Source organism: Microbispora sp. CA-135349 (assembly GCF_050947365.1).
GTDB lineage: Bacteria > Actinomycetota > Actinomycetes > Streptosporangiales > Streptosporangiaceae > Microbispora.
Window position 1 is genome coordinate 8200179 of sequence record NZ_CP192001.1, and the last position, 17437, is coordinate 8217615.

The following is a 17437-nucleotide window of genomic DNA, read 5'->3' on the forward strand; positions in this document are numbered from 1 at the left end:
ATGCCTGTTGCCCACGTCGTCACCGCTCTGGTGACCATCGCCGCCAACACGTTCTCGGGTTTCGCGGCCATGACCCGGCTCGCGCCGATCATGCGTACCCTCGGCCCCGCGCTCGCCCGTGCAGGCGTGCCGGAATCGTGGCTGGTCTGGCCGATCGGCGCGCTGAAGGCCCTGGGCGCGCTCGGACTCGCGCTCGGGCTGCTCGGCGTGCCCCTTGTCGGCACGGCCGCCGCCGCGGGCCTCGTCCTCTACTTCGTCTGCGCCCTGTACACCCATCTGCGCGTCGGCGACTTCTCGCCCCAGTTCTCCCTGGCGATCGTGTTCCTCTGCCTGGCGGTCGCCACGCTGGCGCTCGACCCCGCCCTCGTGCTGCGTGCGATGCGCTGATTCAGTATCCGTACCGGCAAGGAGTTTCATGATGCGCGAAATCGCCGCGGCCGACGCTTCCGAGGTGTTCGCCGACCACCGCGAGTTGTTGTTCTCCATCGTCTACAACATGCTCGGGACGGTCGGCGACACCGAGGACGTGCTCCAGGAGACCTGGCTGGCGTGGGCGGCGCGAGATGTGTCCGGCATCGGCAACCACCGCGCCTACCTGGTGCGTGTCGCGGTCAACCGGGCCCTCGCGCACCAGAGCGCGTTGCGCAGGCGCAAGGAGACCTACCTGGGCCCGTGGCTGCCGGAACCGCTGATCACCGGTCCGGACGCCGCCGAGCCCGCCGTACGCGCGGAGTCGGTGTCGATCGCGCTGCTGGTGATCCTGGAGACGCTCACCCCGCTGGAACGGGCCGTGTTCGTCCTGCACGAGGTGTTCGCCTACCAGCACACCGAGATCGCCGCCATGCTGGACCGCGGCCCGGCCGCGATCCGGCAGATCGCCCACCGGGCGCGCGAGCACGTGCAGGCGCGGCGTCCCCGCGCCCGGGTCGACCGGCGTACGCACCGGGAGGTGACCGAGCGCTTCGTCGCGGCGGCGTTCGGCGGCGACCTGCCCGCGCTGATGGAGATGCTCGCGCCCGACGTCGTCCTGTGGCCCGACGGCGGAGGCAAGTCGGCGGCGGGCGGGCCGCGGCCGATCCGTGGTCGCGACAAGGTCGCCCGGGTGGTCGTGGCCAACGCGCGCGGCGGCGTGGACGTCCGCTACCGCCAGGTCAACGGCGACCCCTCAGTGGTGATCTTCGCGGAGGACGCGCCCCTCGCGGTGATGGTGCTCGACCTCGACGCGGACGGGGAGCGGGTGCACGACATCTACGTGGTCAGCAACCCCGACAAGCTCGGATCCGTCTCCCACGAGCGAGACCCCGAAACCCCCGGAACAGCGCAAACCTCGGCGGGCCGGCCCGTCGTTCATGACCCGGGCACAGGTCAGCGGTGAAGCGCTTCCGGGGCGTCGTCCTCGACGAGGAAGCCCCCGGACTGGTGGTGCCAGAGCCGGGCGTAGGGGCCGTCCGCCTGGAGCAGTTCGCCGTGGGTGCCCTGCTCCACGACGCGTCCCCGGTTGAGCACGACGAGCCGGTCCATGCGGACGACGGTGCTCAGGCGGTGCGCGACCACGAGCGCGGTCCGGTCCTGCATCAGCTGCCACAGCGCTTCCTGGACGAGGATCTCGCTCTCGGAGTCGAGCGCGCTGGTCGCCTCGTCGAGCAGCAGGATGGGGGCGTCGCGCAGGATGGCGCGCGCGAGCGCGATGCGCTGCCGCTGGCCGCCGGAGAGCTTGACGCCACGCTCGCCGACCAGGGTGTCGAATCCGTCCGGCAGGGACTCGACGAACTCCGTGACGTGCGCCGCCCGCGCGGCCCGGAGGATCTCGGCCTCGGTGGCGCCCGGCCGGGCGAACGCGAGGTTGTCGCGCACGGACCGGTGGAACATGGCGGGTTCCTGGGGGACGTAGGCGATGAGGCTGCGCAGGTCGGCCTGGCGCAGCCGGGCGATGTCCTGGCCGCCGACGAGGATCCTGCCCTGGTCGATGTCCATGAGACGCAGCAACAGCCGCGTGAGGGTGCTCTTGCCGCCGCCGGACTGGCCGACCAGCCCGATCCTGGCGCCGCTGGGGATGTCCAGGTCCAGGTCGTCGAACAGGGGCGGGCCGCCGGCGTACCCGAACCTCACCCGCTCGAAGCGGATGCTCGCGTCGGCCGGGCGCAGTGGCTGCGGATCGGCCGGATCGACCACGGTCGGCGGCACGAGGAGCAGTTCGGTGAACTGGGCCGCTTCGGTGAGCACGCTCTCGACGCGCCGGTAGATCTGGTTGAACTCGAACATGATGCTGATCGCGTTCGAGTAGTAGGTGAACGTCACCACGATGGCCTCCACGCCGAGACCGCCGCGGAGTGCCACGGCGAGGAGCAGGCCCCCGGCGCTGGTGAGCACCGACAGCGGGGCCACGACGGTGTCCACCCGGAGGTTGCCGTAATCCCAGGAGCGGAGGGACAACCTGCGCTGCTCGGCGATCCTCGCCCGATATTCGGCGGCTTCGCGATGCTCGGCGGCGAACGCGCGGACCGTGTCCATGTTGGCCAGCACGTCGGCGACGTGCCCCGACACCCGCACCCTGGCGGCCTCGCGTTTGTCGACCAGGGCCTGGCGACGGCGGATGAGCGGGGCGACGACGACGCCGGTGACGATGATGAGACCCACGAGGACGAGCACCAGCAGCGGGTGATATCGCCACAACACCACCGAGGCGAAGGCCAGGGGCACCACCTTGGCCACGATCGAGAACGCGAGCGTGTCGGCGAACTCCTCGAACCTCGAGGAGAATCCGATCACCCGCTTGGTCAGCGAGCCGGCGAAGTTGTCGTGAAAGAACGCCGCGTCCTTAGCCAGCAACTCGTCCATGCCCACCACGCCGAGCCGCTCGATGCCCCGGGCGTCGGTGCGGTTCAGGAAGTGCAGCCCCACCCGCCACAGCGCCTCGCCCGTGAGCAGCAGCCCGCCGAAGCCGAGCACGTACGGCAGCAGCGCGTCGATGGAGCCGTTCCCGCCGCCGGACAGGTGCCCCACGAGCCCGGCCACCGCCAGCGGCGCCAGATAGAACAGGCAGATGTTCCCCATCGCCGGCAACGTCAGCGCGGGCACCGCGACCCGCCATTGGCGCCGCAATTCGCCCCAGTAATAGCGCAGAGCCAGCAGCACCGCCGATCTCCGCACGGATGAACCGTCTTCAGCGTCCTCGTTCGCTCCGAGCGCAGCCATGAGCCCTCCCGAATGCCGGCGCCGCCGTGGCCATGGTGCCGCAGCGCGTACGGGAGAGCTAGCGATTTTTCTGTCACCCCGCCTCGGCACCGCACACGGTGTCGTCATCCGCAATGGCAGGGAGAATGGCGAACGAAACAGCATGAATTGACACGGTTTGATGGCACGGTTTGATGGCACGGTTCAACACCGGGCGGCACCGATCCACGGCGCTTTCCGACTACGTGATCCATGCGACTCGCCGAAGGACCCGGGACGACTTTCGGGGTCCTTCGGCGTATCGGCGCGGCATCGCCCCCAGGAACTCATCGGTCCGCGTCGCGCCTCGCGGGCTCCGGGGTTTCATGCCGCCGGGCGCGGAATGCGGGGGCGCTCCGACAGGTGCGCGGACCACAGGCGCCCGCGAAAGCCACTCGCCCCGGATGCCCCACTACCGGCCGCCTTGTTCGCGCGTGCGACTATCCGAAAGCGGCGGACACGCGCTCTATCACCGGAAAGAGGGAGGTTGCACCAGCCAGAGATAGAAAAAGAGTGCCGTCATCGTCTCCAGGTCCTCCGCCCTTCGCGCCTCCCGTGTCTCCCGCGCCGCCTCGCGTGCCAGCCCCGGCTCCAGTTGCAACTGCATCTCAGGCCCGAACACCTGCTCCGCAAAGGGATCCCACCCGGCCCGCCATTGCCGCGGCTGCCTTGCGGTGAACCGGCGGAATGCGGTGTACCGAGGGAGAATCGTCGGCGTGGAGACCCTCGCCGGCTCATGGGCGCGAGGCGCGGTCGCCATCGGCCGCTCCATCGGCGCCGGGGCCACCGGCGCGACATCCGCCTGCGCGGCAGACGACATCGCAACAGGGAGAAATGCCACCGAAACAGCGAGGCCACCGAGAAATGTGAAAGTGTTCATGGTCCGCCTTCCTCGTTTCGTCAGCTGACCGGTCACTGCGCCGAGGGGAATACCCGGCCGCGCTTGCCGCACGACGCCGACACGCCCGCACATACCGTTTTTCTAATCCGGCATGACCCATATCGGGAACGGAACTCGGCCAAGGAAGTCACGGCCCTCGACGTCCCCCACGGGGGCCGTCGTCCGTCGCGACGCCCGCTCCACCCCGGTGCCCTCAGCGAACGGAGTGATCTCGGCGGTGCCGTCGTGCCGCGTCGCCGGCGCGGTTCTCTCACCCGGCCGGGACGCGGGAGAATGGGCCTGGTCCCGCGCGTGTACGGTCGCGGGTTGACAAGGATCGCGGGTGCAGGAGTGCTGATGGGCAGGCGGACACCCCACGCCACGCTCCAAATGATCGCCGACGAGACGGGCGTCACCCCCTCGACCGTCTCCCGGGTGCTGAACGCGACCTCCGAGGCGTCGGCGCGCCGCTGGGCGTCCATGGAGACGATCGAGCGTGTCCGCGCCGCGGCGGCCGCGCACGGGTATACGCCCAACCCCCAGGCGGTCGGGCTGCGGACGCGGCGCTCCCGGTTGATCGGCGTGATCGTGCCCCGGCTTCAGGACTACGTCCTCGCCACCATTTACGAGGGCATCGACGAAGCGGCCACAGAGAAGGGGTTCGCCACCTTCGTCACCAACTCCCTCGACGATCCGCAGAAGCGGGCGCGCGCGACCGAGACGCTGCTGTCGCGCCGGGTCGAGGGCATGATCTTCGGAGACGCGCAGGTCGACGGCGACTTCCTGCAGGGGGTCGCCGAGCGCGGCATGAAGTTCGTCCTCGTCTCCCGGCGCGCCCGCGACTACCCGTCCGTGACCTGCGACGACCATCTCGGCGGCAGGCTGGTGGGCGAGCACCTCGCGTCCATCGGACGCCGCGACGTCGCGATCCTCGCGGGAGAGCCGTACGCCTCAACCGGTCTCGACCGGGCACAGGGCGCCGTCGACGCGCTTCGCGAGGCGGGTGTGGACGTCCCGCCGCACCGCATCGTCCGCGGCCACTTCGACGCGCAGGGCGGACGGGAGGCCGCGGAGCGGATCCTCGACGGCGGCCCGCTCCCGGACGCGATCTTCGCCGCCAACGACTTCGCGGCGATCGGCGTCATGGGCGCGCTGCGCGACAGGAAGCTGTCGATCCCCGACGACGTCGCGCTGGTCGGCTACAACGACACCGCGCTGGCGGCCGAGCTGCCCACCCCGTTGACCACCGTACGGTCGCCGATGCACGAGATCGGACGGCTGGGCCTGCAGATGCTGCTCGACCTGCTGCAGGGCGCCGAGGTCGAGCCGTTGCGCCTGCCGCCCACGCTCGTCGTCCGCGAGTCGACGATGCCGTCGAAGCCCTCCAGGTCCACCGGGTCGACGGGCCGGATATGACCCTTGACATGGGCGGATGTCCGACTTTAGCCTGCCTGCAGGTTACACAAAGGTTTGGGTAGCGGCTGGGAACGCATCGATCCCCGGGTGCGTACCGGCCGGCCGTGCGGGGACACCACCCCTTCGACCGACGCGACGCCGGTGACCGCGCACACAGCGGACGGCGGCCACGTCTCAGCGGCATGGAGAAAAGTCAGGTTTCCTGTCTCCGTCACCTACACAAACCTTTGTACCCCCACACAAACCTTTGTGTGCGCTCCGAGTGCACAAACTAAGAGGAGTCCCCCACATGGGAGCTGTCCCATCGCAGGGAGCGCCGGGCGCGTCCCTGCGAGCGTCCGCGCAGGAACCCTGGAACCGGCCGGTGACGAAGCGGGCGGTCGCCTACGTCAGCGTCATCGCCTTCCTCGCCTGGGTCGCCTCCGTGTACGACTACACGCTCTTCGGCACCCTCCTGCCGAAGATCGGTGAGGATTTCGGCTGGTCCACGAGCCAGTCGACGATGGTGAACACCTTCGCCACGGTCGGCGTGTTCGTCGTCTCCCTCATCGTCGGGCCGGTCCTCGACCGGATGGGCCGGAAGAAGGCCCTGGTCATGCTGATGACCGGCGGCGCGCTCGCCTCGGGACTCACCGGGCTCGCCGCCGGGGCCGTGAGCGTGGTCGTCATCCGGGCGTTCACCGGCCTGTCGCTCTCCGAAGAGGTGGTCAACGCCGTCTACCTCAACGAGATGTTCAAGAAGGTGAAGAACCGGGGCTTCGTCTTCAGCCTGGTGCAGGCCGGGTGGCCGGTGGGCGCTCTGCTGTCGGCCGGCATCACGGCGGTGCTCCTGCCGCTCGCCGGATGGCGGTGGTCCTTCCTCTTCGCCCTCGTCTTCTCCGTCCCGATCATCCTGCTCGCGCTCAGGCTGCCCGAGTCGCCGACGTTCCTGGCGATGAAGGAGGTCAAGCGCCGCCAGGAGCAGGGCGATCACGCCGGGGCGCGCCTGCTCGCCGAGGAACACGACGTCACCGAGCTGGTGGACGGCAGGACGAGCGGCGCGCTCAAGGACATCCTCGCTCCCGGGCTGCGGCGGCACACCATCAGCCTCGCGCTCGCATGGCTCACCAACTGGATGGGCATCCAGGTCTTCTCGGTCCTCGGCACCACGGTTCTGGTGGAGGCGAAGGGCGTGTCGTTCGAGAGCGCGCTCATCGTCCTCGTGCTGTCCAACATCGCCGGATTCGCGGGATACCTCTTCCACGGCTGGGTCGGCGACCGGATCGGCCGGAAGCTGACGATCACGCTCGGGTGGGCCATCGGCGGCACCGTCAGCCTCCTCATGCTGCTGCTGCCCACCGGGCAGGGGCTCACCATCGCGCTCTACGCGCTGACGCTTTTCTTCCTCAACGGCCCCTACGCCGCGATGTTGTTCTACATGGGCGAGTCGTTCCCCGCGCACGTGCGGGGAACGGGAGCCAACGTGGCGCACGTCATGGCGCCGCTGGGCGGCATCGCCGGATCGGCGCTGCTCAGCGTGCTCCTCGCGGCCGGGCTGTCCATGACCGTCGCCGCGATCTCCGCCGGGTCCGTGTTCATGCTGATCTCAGGCCTCCTGATGCTCGGCACGAACACCACCAACCGGTTCGGCGACCACGCGGCAGAGAACAAGGAGGTTCTGGCATGACCAGGGACGACGGGCTCGACGGCAAGGTCGCGGTCATCTCGGGAGGGGCCAGCGGCATCGGCCGGGCCCTGGCCGTCGCCTACGCCCGGGCCGGGGCCCACTCGGTCGTCGGCTACTACCCCGGAGACCCGCACGACGCGGGTGAGACGGTCGCCGCCGTCGAGGCCGCGGGCGGGCGCTGCGCGGCCGTGGAGCTCGACGTCCGGTCGCATGAGCAGACCGAGCGCTTCGCGCAGGCGGCCGTGGACGCCTTCGGCCGCCTCGACATCGCCGTGGCCGCCGCGGGCGTGCTGCGCCGCCAGTCGCTGCAGGAGATGACCGACGGCGCGTGGGACGACATGCTCTCGGTCGACCTCGGCGGTGTCCTGCGCGTCTTCCGCTCCTGCGCGGCCCGGATGGAGCGCGGCGGCGCGATGGTCGCCACCTCCTCGATCGCGGGCGGCGTGTACGGATGGGAGGAGCACAGCCACTACGCGGCGGCCAAGGCCGGCGTGCTCGGCCTGTGCCGTTCCCTGGCCGTCGAGCTGGCGCCGCGTGGGATCCGCGTGAACGCGGTGATCCCCGGGCTCATCGAGAGCCCCCAGTCGCTCGACGAGGTCAACTCGCTCGGCCCGCAGGGTCTGCGGGAGGCAGGAAAGATCATTCCGGCCGGACGGGTGGGCACGGTCGACGAGGCGGCCCGGGTGATCCGGTTCCTCACCTCGGACGACGCGGCGTACGTGACCGGACAGAGCGTCGTCGTGGACGGCGGGCTCACCGTCCGCTGGCCGAGCTGAGGGAGACGGGACATGGGAATTCTCGACGGTCAGGTCGCCGTCGTCACCGGAGCGTCGAGCGGGATCGGGGCCGCGACGGCCCGGCTGTTCGCCGCCGAAGGCGCCCGTCTCGCCCTGCTCGACGTCAAGCCCGTCTCCGGCGAACTGCTGGGTCTCGGCGCGGTGACGGGCAATGTCACCGGCCATGTCACGGGCCATGTCGTCGACATCACCGACGCGGCCGCCGTCGAGCGCGCCATGGCCGAGGTGGTGGAACGGCACGGCCGGATCGACGTGCTGGTCAGCGCCGCCGGGATCCTCGACGAGGTCCCCTTCCTGGAGCTGACCCCGGAGCGCTTCGACCGGACCATCGCGGTGGACCTGCGCGGGGTCTTCCTCGCCGCCCGCTACGCCGCGCCGTACATGGTGGAGGCGGGCCGGGGCCGCATCGTCAACATCGCCTCCCAGCTGGGAATCAAGGGCGGCACGGGTCTCGCCCACTACGTCGCCGCCAAGGCGGGCGTGATCGGCCTGACGAAGGCCCTCGCCCTCGAACTCGCGCCGAAGGGCGTGCTGGTCAACGCGATCGCCCCCGGCCCGATCGTGACGCCGCTCATCGACGGGCTGTCGGAGGAGTGGAAGCGGAGCAAGGCCGCGGAGCTTCCGCTCGGCCGGTTCGGCCGCCCCGAGGAGGTCGCGCCGACCGCGCTGCTCCTGGCGAGCTCGCCCGGCGGGGACATCTACGTCGGCCAGACGCTCGGCCCCAACTCCGGCGACGTCATGCCATGAGCACTCGCACGGAAGACGGCTCGCGGAAGGCGCGTGTCGTCGTCATCGCGACCGGCGGCACCATCGCCTCGAGCAGCAAGCCCGGCGGCCCGGCGGTGGCGCGCAGAACGGCCGCGCAGCTCCTCGGCTCCACCGGCTACGGCGATGTCGAGGTCGAGGGGCGTGATCTGTTCAACCTCGGTTCCTACCTGCTCGGCCACCGCGAGCTGCGCCTCATCGCGGAGGCCGTCGCGGCGGAGATCGCCAGGGACGACGTGACCGGCGTCGTGGTGACCCACGGCACCGACACCATGGAGGAGACGGCGTTCCTCCTCGACCTCGTGCACGGCAGCGACAAGCCCGTCGTCCTCACCGGCGCGCAGCGTGCGGCCGACCAGCCCGACAGCGACGGGCCGCGCAACCTCCGGGAGGCCGTCGCCGTCGCCGCCTCCCCCGAGGCACGCGGATGCGGAGTGCTCATCTCCTTCGCCGGGCGGATCTTCGCCGCGCGGCGCACCCGCAAGCACCACACCGTCGCCGCCCAGCCGTTCAGGACCCTGGACGGCGGTCCCATCGGCCGGGTCGACCCGACGGGGGTGCGCGTCACGGCGCGGCCGGTGCGCCCGGCGCCGCTGGACCCGCCCGGCCCCCGCTTCGACGACACCCGGGTGGACGTCGTGACGGTCCACCCCGGCGCCGACGCCGCGCTCGCCCGGGCCGCCGTACGCGCCGGAGCGCGGGCGGTCGTGCTCGCCGGAACCGGCGTCGGCAACGCCAACCACGCCCTGCTGAAGTGGGTTACCGAGGCGGTGGCGGCGGGAACGGTCGTGGGACTGTCCACGCGCGTCGCCGAGGGGCCGGTCGTGCCCACGTACGGCAACGGCGGCGGGGTGGACCTCGTACGCGCCGGGGCGCTGAGCGTCGGCGGGCTGCCCGTCTACCAGGCCAGGGTGCTGCTGGCGCTGCTGATCGCCGCGGGTGCCCCCGTCACGGAGCAGGCCCTCGCCGCCCATGTCTGACCTATCGACACCAAGAAAAGAGGATGCGCTGTGGCCAAGGAAATCTTTGTAGCGTTCGGGATCGACGTCGACGCGGTCGGCGGCTGGCTCGGCTCGTACGGTGGTGAGGACTCCCCGGACGACATCTCACGTGGCCTGTTCGCCGGCGAGGTGGGAGTCCCGCGGCTCAACGCTCTGATGAAGAAGTACGACCTGCCGTCGACCTGGTTCTGGCCCGGGCACTCCATCGAGACCTTTCCCGAGCAGTTCGAGCAGGTCGTGGCCGCCGGACACGAGATCGGCGTGCACGGCTACAGCCACGAGAACCCGATCGCGATGAGCCGCGAGCAGGAGTCGACCATCCTCGACTACTGCATCGACCTCATCGAGACGCGCACCGGCCGGCGCCCCACGGGGTACGTCGCGCCGTGGTGGGAGTTCTCCCCGGTAACCAACGAGCTACTGCTCGAACGCGGCATCAAGTACGACCACTCGCTCATGCACCGCGACTTCGAGCCGTACTACGTGCGCGTCGGCGACACCTGGTCGAAAATCGACTATGGCAAGGACGCCCGCGAGTGGATGAAGCCGCTCGTGCGCGGGCGGGAGACCGACCTCGTCGAGATCCCGGCGAGCTGGTACCTCGACGACCTGCCTCCGATGATGTTCATCAAGACCAGCCCGAACAGCCACGGCTTCGTCAACCCCCGCCACATCGAGGAGATGTGGCGCGACCAGTTCGACTGGGTCTACCGCGAGTCGGACTACGCCGTCTTCACCATCACGATCCACCCGGACGTCTCGGGCCGCCCGCAGGTCCTGCTCATGCTGGAGCGCCTCATCGAGCACATCAACAAGCACGAGGGCGTCCGGTGGTCCACGTTCGACGCCATCGCGGACGACTTCACGGCCCGCAGCCCCCGGGCCTGACCGTCGCGGCGAGAGTGGAGGAGTCCGGATGTGCGGCGCATGTGGAGGTCCGCCCGCCGACTGGGCCGGGCCCCTCGTCTCCGGGCACCGGCGACGGTGGGCCATCGCCCGGTTCACCGCCGCGGTGTGCACGGGGGTGCGGGTCAGCCCCGTCCCGCAGGGGTGGCTGGCGTCCGGCAGCACCGGAGGGGCCGGCGTCGCACCGACCCTCGACCGGCTGCTGGACCTCGTGGCCCGCTTTCTGGTCCCGGCGGGATGGGACGAGCTCGAAGCGGCGCTGCGCGACCACGAGCACGGGGCCGGCCACGAGGACGACGCCTATTCCGGCTACCGCCCGACGCCGGCGCCCTGCCCGCCGGCGGCCGTCACGGTCATGAGCGTGCCGCCCGGCGGCGCCCTGCACCTGCGGCTCGCGGCGTTCGGGCTGGGCGTCCGCGCGTTCGACCGCCGTGCGGTCGCCCTTGACGCGCCCGGCCGGGCGGCGCCGTTCCGGCTGCTCGCGGCCGACGGGAGGATCGTCGGCACCGGCCCGATGTGAGCGGAGAGCGCGCGGAGGAACCGGCGGCGGCCCCGGCACACGAGTGGTGCCGGGGCCCCTGCATGCCTGAGGGCACGAGTGGCCGAGGGCGACGAGGACGGGTGACTTCTGACCGAAGCGGCTGACACAAATCACCGATGTCCATACGTGATCTTCACAGGGACAACCGCCGCTGCCTTTCGGGCGTGTAGCACACGCGCCTCAGGCGTTTCAGTCCCCTCGTATGCCTCAGAAAGGGAAGTCCCGTGGCTATCAAGTTGCCGGGCGGGCGGAGCATCGGCCTTGTGGCGGCCGGTGCCCTGGCCGGGTCGCTCCTTGTCCTGGGTGGCGCGGCCACCGCTTCGTCGGCGAGTGACGCCGCGTTGTACGCGTGTGTGAACAAGAGCACGCGGTACATGCGTCTGGTCAACGCCACGACGACGTGCAAGGCGACCGAGACCAAGGTGTCGTGGAACAAGACCGGTCCGCAGGGTCCGGTGGGCATCGGCGGCACCGGTCCGAAGGGCGACACCGGCGAGCAGGGCCCGCGTGGTCCCCAGGGCCTGCGCGGTCCCCAGGGCCTGCGTGGCCCGCAGGGCCCGCAGGGGCTGAAGGGCGACCCGGGCAAGGACGGCGCACCGGGCAGGGACGGCGAGCGCGGTCCAGCCGGCCCCCAGGGCGAGCCGGGTAAGAACGGTACCCCGGGCAAGGACGGGGAGCGTGGTGCCGCCGGTCCGCAGGGCGCGCGTGGTCCCGCGGGTCCGCAGGGCCCGAAGGGCGAGAAAGGCGAGACCGGCGCGCGTGGTCCCGCGGGCCCTGCGGGTCCCGCGGGCCCGGCAGGTCCGGGCGGTTCGACGGGGGGAGCCGCCAACGTCGTCACCAAGGCGGACTCCCTCTACCTGCCGGCCGGCGGTGGCGGCGACGACATCATGTGCCCGGACGCCATGGTCGCCACGGGCGGCGGCTTCATCGCGGGCAGCGGCGCGAGCGCGCCCTACATCACCACGAACGCGCCGTACGTCGTCAACGGCAAGGCGGTCGGCTGGAGGCTCTACGGCAAGGCGGTCAGCGGCACGATCTACGTGATCTGCATGGGCGGCTAGCCAGGGGTTCCTATCGCTGTCCGGCGGGGTGGGCGCCGTTGGCGGCGGCGATGACGCGGGTCAGCGCCTGGTGCAGGCTCTGCAGCTCGGCCGGCTCCATCCCCAGTCGTTCGACGATCGTCGGGGGGACCTTCTCGGCCTGCTGCCGCAGCGCGCGTCCCTCCTCGGTCAGCACCACCGCGAGGGAGCGCTCGTCGTCGCTGGCGCGGCGGCGCTCCACGAGGCCCGCGGCCTCCAGGCGCTTGAGCAGCGGTGACAACGTGGCCGGCTCCAGCTGGAGCAGCCCGCTGAGCTTCTTGACCGACAGCGGCGCGTGCTGCCACAGCGCCAGCATCACCAGGTACTGCGGATGGGTCAGGCCCATGGGTTCGAGCAGGGGCCGGTAGAGACCGATCACCGACCGCGAGGCGACGGCCAGGGCGAAGCAGACCTGGTTCTCCAAAGCCAGCGGGTCGACGGTGTCGCCAATGTCACTCACTACACACCTCCACGGCCATGCTACTTGGTTAGTACACTAATCGTTAGTGCACTAAGCATCAGAGCCGAGAACACAGGAAGTGTCATGGCCCGTAGGAAGAGCCTCGAAGAGCGCATCGCCGACCGCGTCGCCAAGCGCCCGCCGATGAAGGACAGCAAGCACTTCGAGCACGGCCCCGCCAAGTGGATTTTCGCCAGCGTGCTGGTGTTCGCGGTGCTCATCCACTTCGTCATCGTCGGCATCGTCATGCTCGTCGGGCACTGACCGGGACCATGAGCCCGATGTGCGGGGCCCGGACCTGTGCGGGGCCCGCGGCGATGGCCGCCGCGGGCGCGGTCTTCACGGTTCGGTCACCGTTCACGGACTGCTGCAGGTGGCCGCGGGTGCGGCCGAGGATCCTCCGGCGATGAAGCCGAAGGTCGTGTTCGCGCCGGCGCCGAGCGAGCCGTTCCACGACTCGTTGCGCACCGTCACGTTCGAGCCGGAGCCCGACCGTACGCCTCCCCACACCTGGGTGATCGACTGCGAACCGGGCCAGGTCCAGTTCACGGTCCAGCCGTTGATCGCGGAGGCGCCCGCACGCACCGTGACCTCACCCTGCCAGCCGCCGGACCAGGAGTTGACCACCCGGAACGTCGCCGAGCACGCGCCGCTCACCCCGCCGGACGGCGAAACACTCGGAGACGGGCTCGGAGACGGGCTCGGAGACGGGCTCGGGCCGGTGTTCGGGCTCCCGCTTGGCGAGGGGCTGGGGGAAGGACTCGGGCTCGCGGACGGGCTGGAGGCGGTCAGCACCGGAGTCGTCCAGTCTCTCCACTGCGACAGGTTGCCGGACTTTCTGGACGAGATCTGGAAGACGCCAGGGGCGTTGCCCGACTTCAGCAGGAACTTCTGGATGTTCTGCTGCAGCGGGGTCCGCCATTCGGGCCGGGTCGCGCAGTGCGTGCCGTCCTGGACGTCGGACCAGTAGCTGATGTTGTCCCCCGCGCCGAGCGCCTTGTAGACCTCGGCTCCGGCCAGCGCCGCCACGCTGCCCGACTGGGCGCCCAGCCAGTCGACATGGGGGTTCTCCATGATGAACAGCCCGCGCGGGGCGACCATGCCCACCATCTCGTGCGTGTCGACCGGCAGCTGGCCGGGATTGCCGGTGAAGGAGCCGAACGCGTCGCCCAGCCACGGCTGTTCGGAGTAGGCGCTGCTCAGTGGCTGGGCACCGCTCTCCTGGGCGACGCCGCGCAGGATGGGGACACCGGCGCTGCCCGACTCGATCGGCATGGTCAGCGCGATGCGCTGGTCGAACACTCCGGCCGTGAAGGCGCCCTTGCCGAACCGGGAGCATCCCGTCACGCCGGTCGCGTCCGCCCTGAGAATGCTCCCGCCGGACTGCTCGACGACGTCGATGATGCGGCTCACGCCCCAGGCCCAGGCGGCGAGCAGCCCGGTGCTACTCGAAGAGCCGTAGATGCTGTAGAAGGCACCCTGCTTGTTGGTGCGCGCCGTGCCCTCCTTGCCGACCGTGTACGGGTCGTAGCTGATGACCGCGGCGCCGCTCGCCTTGATGGTGGCCGTGTCGGCGCCGAATCCTCCGTACACGATGACGGCCGGAAACGGCCCGGTGCCGCTCGGCAGGTCGACGCCCGCGGAGAAGCTCGAGCTCCTGCCGTTGGCCGACACGTTCACGGTGATACCGGTGCGTGAGACCGTCCCTGTGACGCCGGCGGGCTTGGCGGGCTTCTCACCGTAGACGTACCTTTCGGCGAGCTTTTTGATCTCCTCGCGGCGGCACCGCCAGTCGGACGTGGAGGCGACGCGCTGCCCGTTGATCTTCTTGAAGGGATCGGGAAGCCGGGAGGTGGACGTCGACGGCCCGAGGTCGGGCACCGGACAGTCGGCGCCCTCGTCCTCGACGCCGACCGCGGCGGGTGCGGCGGGTGCGGCGGCCGCGAGCGTGGCGGCGGTGGCGTTCGATTCGGGGATCCCGGTCACCGCGAGACCCAGCGAGAGCACCGCGACGGCGCCGATGACCAGCACGCGGCCGACGCCCGGGGCCCGGCTCCCGCCGCCCGGACCGACATTGCCGATCACCGGGCACCCCCGGGTGCTGCCGAGACCGTGAGACGTTTCAAGGTAGCTCGTCCTTCCTCCTGAGGATCCCGGACCTGTCACAGGTCCGGGAAGAACCCCAGGCGAGTAGGGAGGTGGGTATTTTCGAAGAGTTGCCGAAAAGTTGCGGCGTCGCCAAGACCCAACTTTGACGAGGTACGCCCTGCTGTCACCATGCCACTGCGGAGCTGCCGCGATTCGCGGGATCGGTAGTTTCCGGAACAATTTTCGTAGTCGTACCCGAAACTTTCAGAGTCGCTGCGCGGATCAGGAGGGCGGCCGGCTTCTCCGACCCGCGCGTCCTCGGAAGGGTCTCAGCGCTGTCCGCAGGGACGGTCCATCGCCGAGCTCAGTCCGCCCCGGCGGACGGCCTGACGACATCGGCGCCTCGCTCTTCGAGCAGCTCGGCCAGGCGTGCGGCGTTGCGCTGGGAGTTGTCGGCGCAGCAGTTGTTCGTCAGCACGTGCGTGGTCGCCGTACGGGCGGCCAGGTCCGCGATCCGCCCGGCCCAGTCCCGGAGCTCCTCCTCGGAGTAGAGATAGCCGAACCGCTCCTCGATGACGCGGCTCGTCCACTTCTCCGAATGACCGTGCAGGCGGACGACGGCGAGGTCGGAGGTGGCCGCCAGCACCGGCGGGACCGACGAGGGATGCCCCTGCGGCATGTCCACCCCGACGTACGGCACGTCGTTGGCGGCGAGGAAACCGAGGGTGTCCTGCCGCGTGGCCTCGTCCATCCAGGCCGCGTTGCGGAACTCGACGCATACGCGCATCGGCAGGCAGCGGTCGCGGCATTCGACGATGTAGCGGCGGTTCGCGTCGCCCGGGGGAAACCACTGCGGGAACTGGAACAGCACCGCGCCGAGCTTGCCCGACTCGTGCAGCGGTTCCAGCGCGCCGAGAAACCGGCGCCACACCTCCTCGACGGCCTCCGGGGGAAGATCGCGTCGATACAGCCTTCGCTTGGGCTCCCCCAGCACGGCCCGAAGGTCCTTGTAGAGCGCGCCCGGCCGAGTCGGGTGCCCGGTGAGCAGGGAGAACGCCTTCACGTTGAAGGTGAAGTCCTTCGGCGTACGGTCGCGCCACAACTCGGCCGTACGCCGGGCCGGGGGGTTGTAGTAGGTGGCGTCCACCTCCACGAGGGGAAACCTGCCCGCGTAGTAGCCGAGCCTGGTCTCGGGTGTCGACGCCTCGGGCGGGTACCAGCCCGAGGCGAGCAGGGACTTGTCCGTCCAGGAGGCCGTACCGACCAAGATCTTGCCCATCACAGTCGCGGGGGAACCGACTGCTTCAGCAGGCGGGGGATTCCGCGTCCCTCCCTTCGAATTCCTTGATCCCCAGTACCCCTTGTTACGGACGTGACGCGGGTACGGCGGCCGAAACCGGCCCACGGCCTCGCGGCCCGCCGTCTGGCCGGACGCCGCGCCGCCTGCCCTCACACCCGATGACATAGCCTGTGAGCAGGCAAAACAACGACCGGAGGAGAACCCCCATGGGTTCGCTCAGTCCTGTTCACTGGATGATCGTTTTTGTGGTGCTCGTGCTGCTCTTCGGCGCCAAGAAGTTGCCGGACACGGCGAAGGCCGTCGGGCAGTCGCTGCGGATCCTCAAGAGGGAGACCGGCAAGCTCGGCGACGAGGACGACGCCCCGGCCGCCCGGGCCCGTACGGCACCCGTCTCTCCGGGCGCCGAGGAGCGGCTGCGCGTGCTCGAAGAGGAGAACGCCCTACTCAGAGCCGCGGCTGAGGCCGCGCGGCGGAACGAGCCCGAGGCCCGCTGAGGCGTTCCCTGCGCCCCGCCGGGACGGCTCGTGCCGCGTTCGTCTCCCGGGGCGATCGACGCGGCCGCCGTGGAGGTCCGTGCGTGGTCGCTGCGGAAATCGGTCCGGATCGTGAACCTTGCCGCGAGGCCCGGACTCCAACAGGACATGAAGCTCTCGACCTCGTTCCGCGTTGTCCTTCCCGCCGCCGCGACCGCCGCGTTGCTCTCCGCGGCGGCGCTGCCCGCCGACGCCGCCGTGCCCCAGTTCGCCGGGCCCCAGTTCGCCGGGCCCCAATTCGCCGGGCCCCAGTTCGCCGAGCCCCGGTTCGCCGCGCCCAAGGTCTTCGGCACGTCGTTCCAGAGCGACCCGCACCATGACTTCACCAAGCACATCTCGCCGCGACACGACGGCATCCTGCGGGGCTGGGTCACGCATTACCGGTCCGGCGTGGCGGAATACGAACCGATCAGGTGGGTGAGGGACAAGCACACGGAGGGGTACTTCGAGGGCACACCCGAGGGTGACGTCAGGGCCTACGCCTCTCCCGTCGCGAAGAACGTCGTGTTCTACAGCGCCACCGGGTGCAAGGGCGCCACGGTGACGGTGAAGACCGACGGCCTCGGGTCGAAGCGCTGCTCCCGGAATGTGCTGATCTCCCGCATGAAGGCCGGTCATCGGCCGGCGCTCATCACCGTGTATCGCGGCACGATCATGAAGGTCCAGGAGATCTACACCCCCTGACCTGCCCGCCGGTCACCGGGCGCCTCCGCGCCGGGCCCGGGGAGTACGGGCGAGAGGCACGCGATGCGCCGGACGACGCCGATGAGAGGCACTCACCATAATGAGAGG

General features: G+C 70.4%; 18 protein-coding genes. 13 read left to right on the top strand and 5 right to left on the bottom strand.

The window, feature by feature from the left end:
• Together ACQPZZ_RS37730 and sigJ are read left to right on the top strand one after the other, a co-directional pair.
• Positions 1 to 387 carry a DoxX family protein gene (locus ACQPZZ_RS37730; RefSeq protein ID WP_432927018.1) on the top strand — a complete coding sequence of 129 codons (387 nt, stop codon included), beginning with the start codon at positions 1 to 3 and terminating at the stop codon, positions 385 to 387.
• Between the two features lie 28 nt (positions 388 to 415).
• The gene (sigJ, locus tag ACQPZZ_RS37735; RefSeq protein WP_432927020.1) at positions 416 to 1375 is read left to right on the top strand and encodes an RNA polymerase sigma factor SigJ; all 960 of its coding nucleotides are present in this window, start codon (positions 416 to 418) and stop codon (positions 1373 to 1375) included.
• On the opposite strand, the gene ACQPZZ_RS37740 is transcribed toward sigJ, so the two are convergent.
• Both ACQPZZ_RS37740 and ACQPZZ_RS37745 read right to left on the bottom strand, forming a co-directional pair.
• Complete coding sequence (locus ACQPZZ_RS37740) at positions 1366 to 3150, bottom strand: ABC transporter ATP-binding protein (RefSeq protein ID WP_432927022.1); 1785 nt, start codon at positions 3148 to 3150, stop codon at positions 1366 to 1368. The two genes, sigJ and ACQPZZ_RS37740, sit on opposite strands and share 10 nt — an antisense overlap.
• A gap of 532 nt (positions 3151 to 3682) precedes the next feature.
• Positions 3683 to 4093, bottom strand: a complete 411-nt coding sequence (locus tag ACQPZZ_RS37745; protein WP_432927024.1) for a hypothetical protein — start codon at positions 4091 to 4093, stop codon at positions 3683 to 3685.
• Between the two features lie 357 nt (positions 4094 to 4450).
• On the opposite strand from ACQPZZ_RS37745, the gene ACQPZZ_RS37750 reads away from it, so the two are divergent.
• The 8 genes from ACQPZZ_RS37750 to ACQPZZ_RS37785 all read left to right on the top strand — a co-directional run bounded on the left by ACQPZZ_RS37750 (position 4451) and on the right by ACQPZZ_RS37785 (position 12246).
• Entirely contained in the window at positions 4451 to 5509 is a 1059-nt protein-coding gene (locus ACQPZZ_RS37750; protein ID WP_432927026.1) for a LacI family DNA-binding transcriptional regulator, read from the top strand.
• A 289-nt stretch (positions 5510 to 5798) separates the two neighbouring features.
• Positions 5799 to 7175, top strand: coding sequence for an MFS transporter (locus ACQPZZ_RS37755; protein ID WP_432927028.1), 1377 nt, complete (start codon positions 5799 to 5801; stop codon positions 7173 to 7175).
• Positions 7172 to 7951: an SDR family NAD(P)-dependent oxidoreductase gene (locus ACQPZZ_RS37760; RefSeq protein WP_432927030.1), complete on the top strand. Its 780-nt coding sequence runs from the start codon at positions 7172 to 7174 to the stop codon at positions 7949 to 7951. Before ACQPZZ_RS37755 ends, ACQPZZ_RS37760 begins: the two co-directional genes overlap by 4 nt.
• Before the next feature lie 12 nt (positions 7952 to 7963).
• Entirely contained in the window at positions 7964 to 8719 is a 756-nt protein-coding gene (locus ACQPZZ_RS37765) for an SDR family NAD(P)-dependent oxidoreductase (RefSeq protein WP_432927033.1), read from the top strand.
• Positions 8716 to 9717, top strand: coding sequence for an asparaginase (locus tag ACQPZZ_RS37770; protein WP_432927035.1), 1002 nt, complete (start codon positions 8716 to 8718; stop codon positions 9715 to 9717). The genes ACQPZZ_RS37765 and ACQPZZ_RS37770 overlap by 4 nt, the downstream gene beginning before the upstream one ends.
• A gap of 30 nt (positions 9718 to 9747) precedes the next feature.
• Positions 9748 to 10626: a polysaccharide deacetylase family protein gene (locus ACQPZZ_RS37775; RefSeq protein ID WP_432927037.1), complete on the top strand. Its 879-nt coding sequence runs from the start codon at positions 9748 to 9750 to the stop codon at positions 10624 to 10626.
• A gap of 28 nt (positions 10627 to 10654) precedes the next feature.
• Complete coding sequence (locus tag ACQPZZ_RS37780) at positions 10655 to 11164, top strand: hypothetical protein (RefSeq protein ID WP_432927039.1); 510 nt, start codon at positions 10655 to 10657, stop codon at positions 11162 to 11164.
• A 245-nt stretch (positions 11165 to 11409) separates the two neighbouring features.
• On the top strand, positions 11410 to 12246 hold the full coding sequence (locus tag ACQPZZ_RS37785; RefSeq protein WP_432927041.1) for a hypothetical protein: 837 nt from the start codon (positions 11410 to 11412) through the stop codon (positions 12244 to 12246).
• A 10-nt stretch (positions 12247 to 12256) separates the two neighbouring features.
• On the opposite strand, the gene ACQPZZ_RS37790 is transcribed toward ACQPZZ_RS37785, so the two are convergent.
• The gene (locus ACQPZZ_RS37790; protein WP_432934677.1) at positions 12257 to 12715 is read right to left on the bottom strand and encodes a MarR family winged helix-turn-helix transcriptional regulator; all 459 of its coding nucleotides are present in this window, start codon (positions 12713 to 12715) and stop codon (positions 12257 to 12259) included.
• 93 nt (positions 12716 to 12808) lie between these two features.
• On the opposite strand from ACQPZZ_RS37790, the gene ACQPZZ_RS37795 reads away from it, so the two are divergent.
• Complete coding sequence (locus ACQPZZ_RS37795; RefSeq protein ID WP_363642335.1) at positions 12809 to 12988, top strand: hypothetical protein; 180 nt, start codon at positions 12809 to 12811, stop codon at positions 12986 to 12988.
• A 93-nt stretch (positions 12989 to 13081) separates the two neighbouring features.
• Here the strand turns inward: ACQPZZ_RS37795 and ACQPZZ_RS37800 are convergent, their stop codons facing one another.
• The gene (locus ACQPZZ_RS37800) at positions 13082 to 14809 is read right to left on the bottom strand and encodes a glucuronyl esterase domain-containing protein (RefSeq protein WP_432927043.1); all 1728 of its coding nucleotides are present in this window, start codon (positions 14807 to 14809) and stop codon (positions 13082 to 13084) included.
• Positions 14810 to 15176: 367 nt separating this feature from the next.
• Complete coding sequence (locus tag ACQPZZ_RS37805) at positions 15177 to 16091, bottom strand: DUF72 domain-containing protein (RefSeq protein WP_432927045.1); 915 nt, start codon at positions 16089 to 16091, stop codon at positions 15177 to 15179.
• Between the two features lie 227 nt (positions 16092 to 16318).
• Here ACQPZZ_RS37805 and tatA point away from each other — a divergent pair, with 227 nt between their 5' ends.
• Both tatA and ACQPZZ_RS37815 read left to right on the top strand, forming a co-directional pair.
• Complete coding sequence (tatA, locus tag ACQPZZ_RS37810; protein WP_432927047.1) at positions 16319 to 16606, top strand: Sec-independent protein translocase subunit TatA; 288 nt, start codon at positions 16319 to 16321, stop codon at positions 16604 to 16606.
• A 147-nt stretch (positions 16607 to 16753) separates the two neighbouring features.
• The gene (locus ACQPZZ_RS37815; RefSeq protein WP_432927049.1) at positions 16754 to 17329 is read left to right on the top strand and encodes a hypothetical protein; all 576 of its coding nucleotides are present in this window, start codon (positions 16754 to 16756) and stop codon (positions 17327 to 17329) included.
• Positions 17330 to 17437: the final 108 nt, after the last annotated feature.

Coding starts and splice junctions, on each gene's coding strand:
- ACQPZZ_RS37730 (WP_432927018.1), top strand. CDS start 1: ATGCCTGTTGCCCACGTCGTCACCGCTCTGGTGACCATCGCCGCCAAC.
- sigJ (WP_432927020.1), top strand. CDS start 416: ATGATGCGCGAAATCGCCGCGGCCGACGCTTCCGAGGTGTTCGCCGAC.
- ACQPZZ_RS37745 (WP_432927024.1), bottom strand. CDS start 4,093: ATGAACACTTTCACATTTCTCGGTGGCCTCGCTGTTTCGGTGGCATTT.
- ACQPZZ_RS37750 (WP_432927026.1), top strand. CDS start 4,451: ATGGGCAGGCGGACACCCCACGCCACGCTCCAAATGATCGCCGACGAG.
- ACQPZZ_RS37755 (WP_432927028.1), top strand. CDS start 5,799: ATGGGAGCTGTCCCATCGCAGGGAGCGCCGGGCGCGTCCCTGCGAGCG.
- ACQPZZ_RS37760 (WP_432927030.1), top strand. CDS start 7,172: ATGACCAGGGACGACGGGCTCGACGGCAAGGTCGCGGTCATCTCGGGA.
- ACQPZZ_RS37765 (WP_432927033.1), top strand. CDS start 7,964: ATGGGAATTCTCGACGGTCAGGTCGCCGTCGTCACCGGAGCGTCGAGC.
- ACQPZZ_RS37770 (WP_432927035.1), top strand. CDS start 8,716: ATGAGCACTCGCACGGAAGACGGCTCGCGGAAGGCGCGTGTCGTCGTC.
- ACQPZZ_RS37780 (WP_432927039.1), top strand. CDS start 10,655: ATGTGCGGCGCATGTGGAGGTCCGCCCGCCGACTGGGCCGGGCCCCTC.
- ACQPZZ_RS37795 (WP_363642335.1), top strand. CDS start 12,809: ATGGCCCGTAGGAAGAGCCTCGAAGAGCGCATCGCCGACCGCGTCGCC.
- ACQPZZ_RS37805 (WP_432927045.1), bottom strand. CDS start 16,091: ATGGGCAAGATCTTGGTCGGTACGGCCTCCTGGACGGACAAGTCCCTG.
- tatA (WP_432927047.1), top strand. CDS start 16,319: ATGGGTTCGCTCAGTCCTGTTCACTGGATGATCGTTTTTGTGGTGCTC.
- ACQPZZ_RS37815 (WP_432927049.1), top strand. CDS start 16,754: ATGAAGCTCTCGACCTCGTTCCGCGTTGTCCTTCCCGCCGCCGCGACC.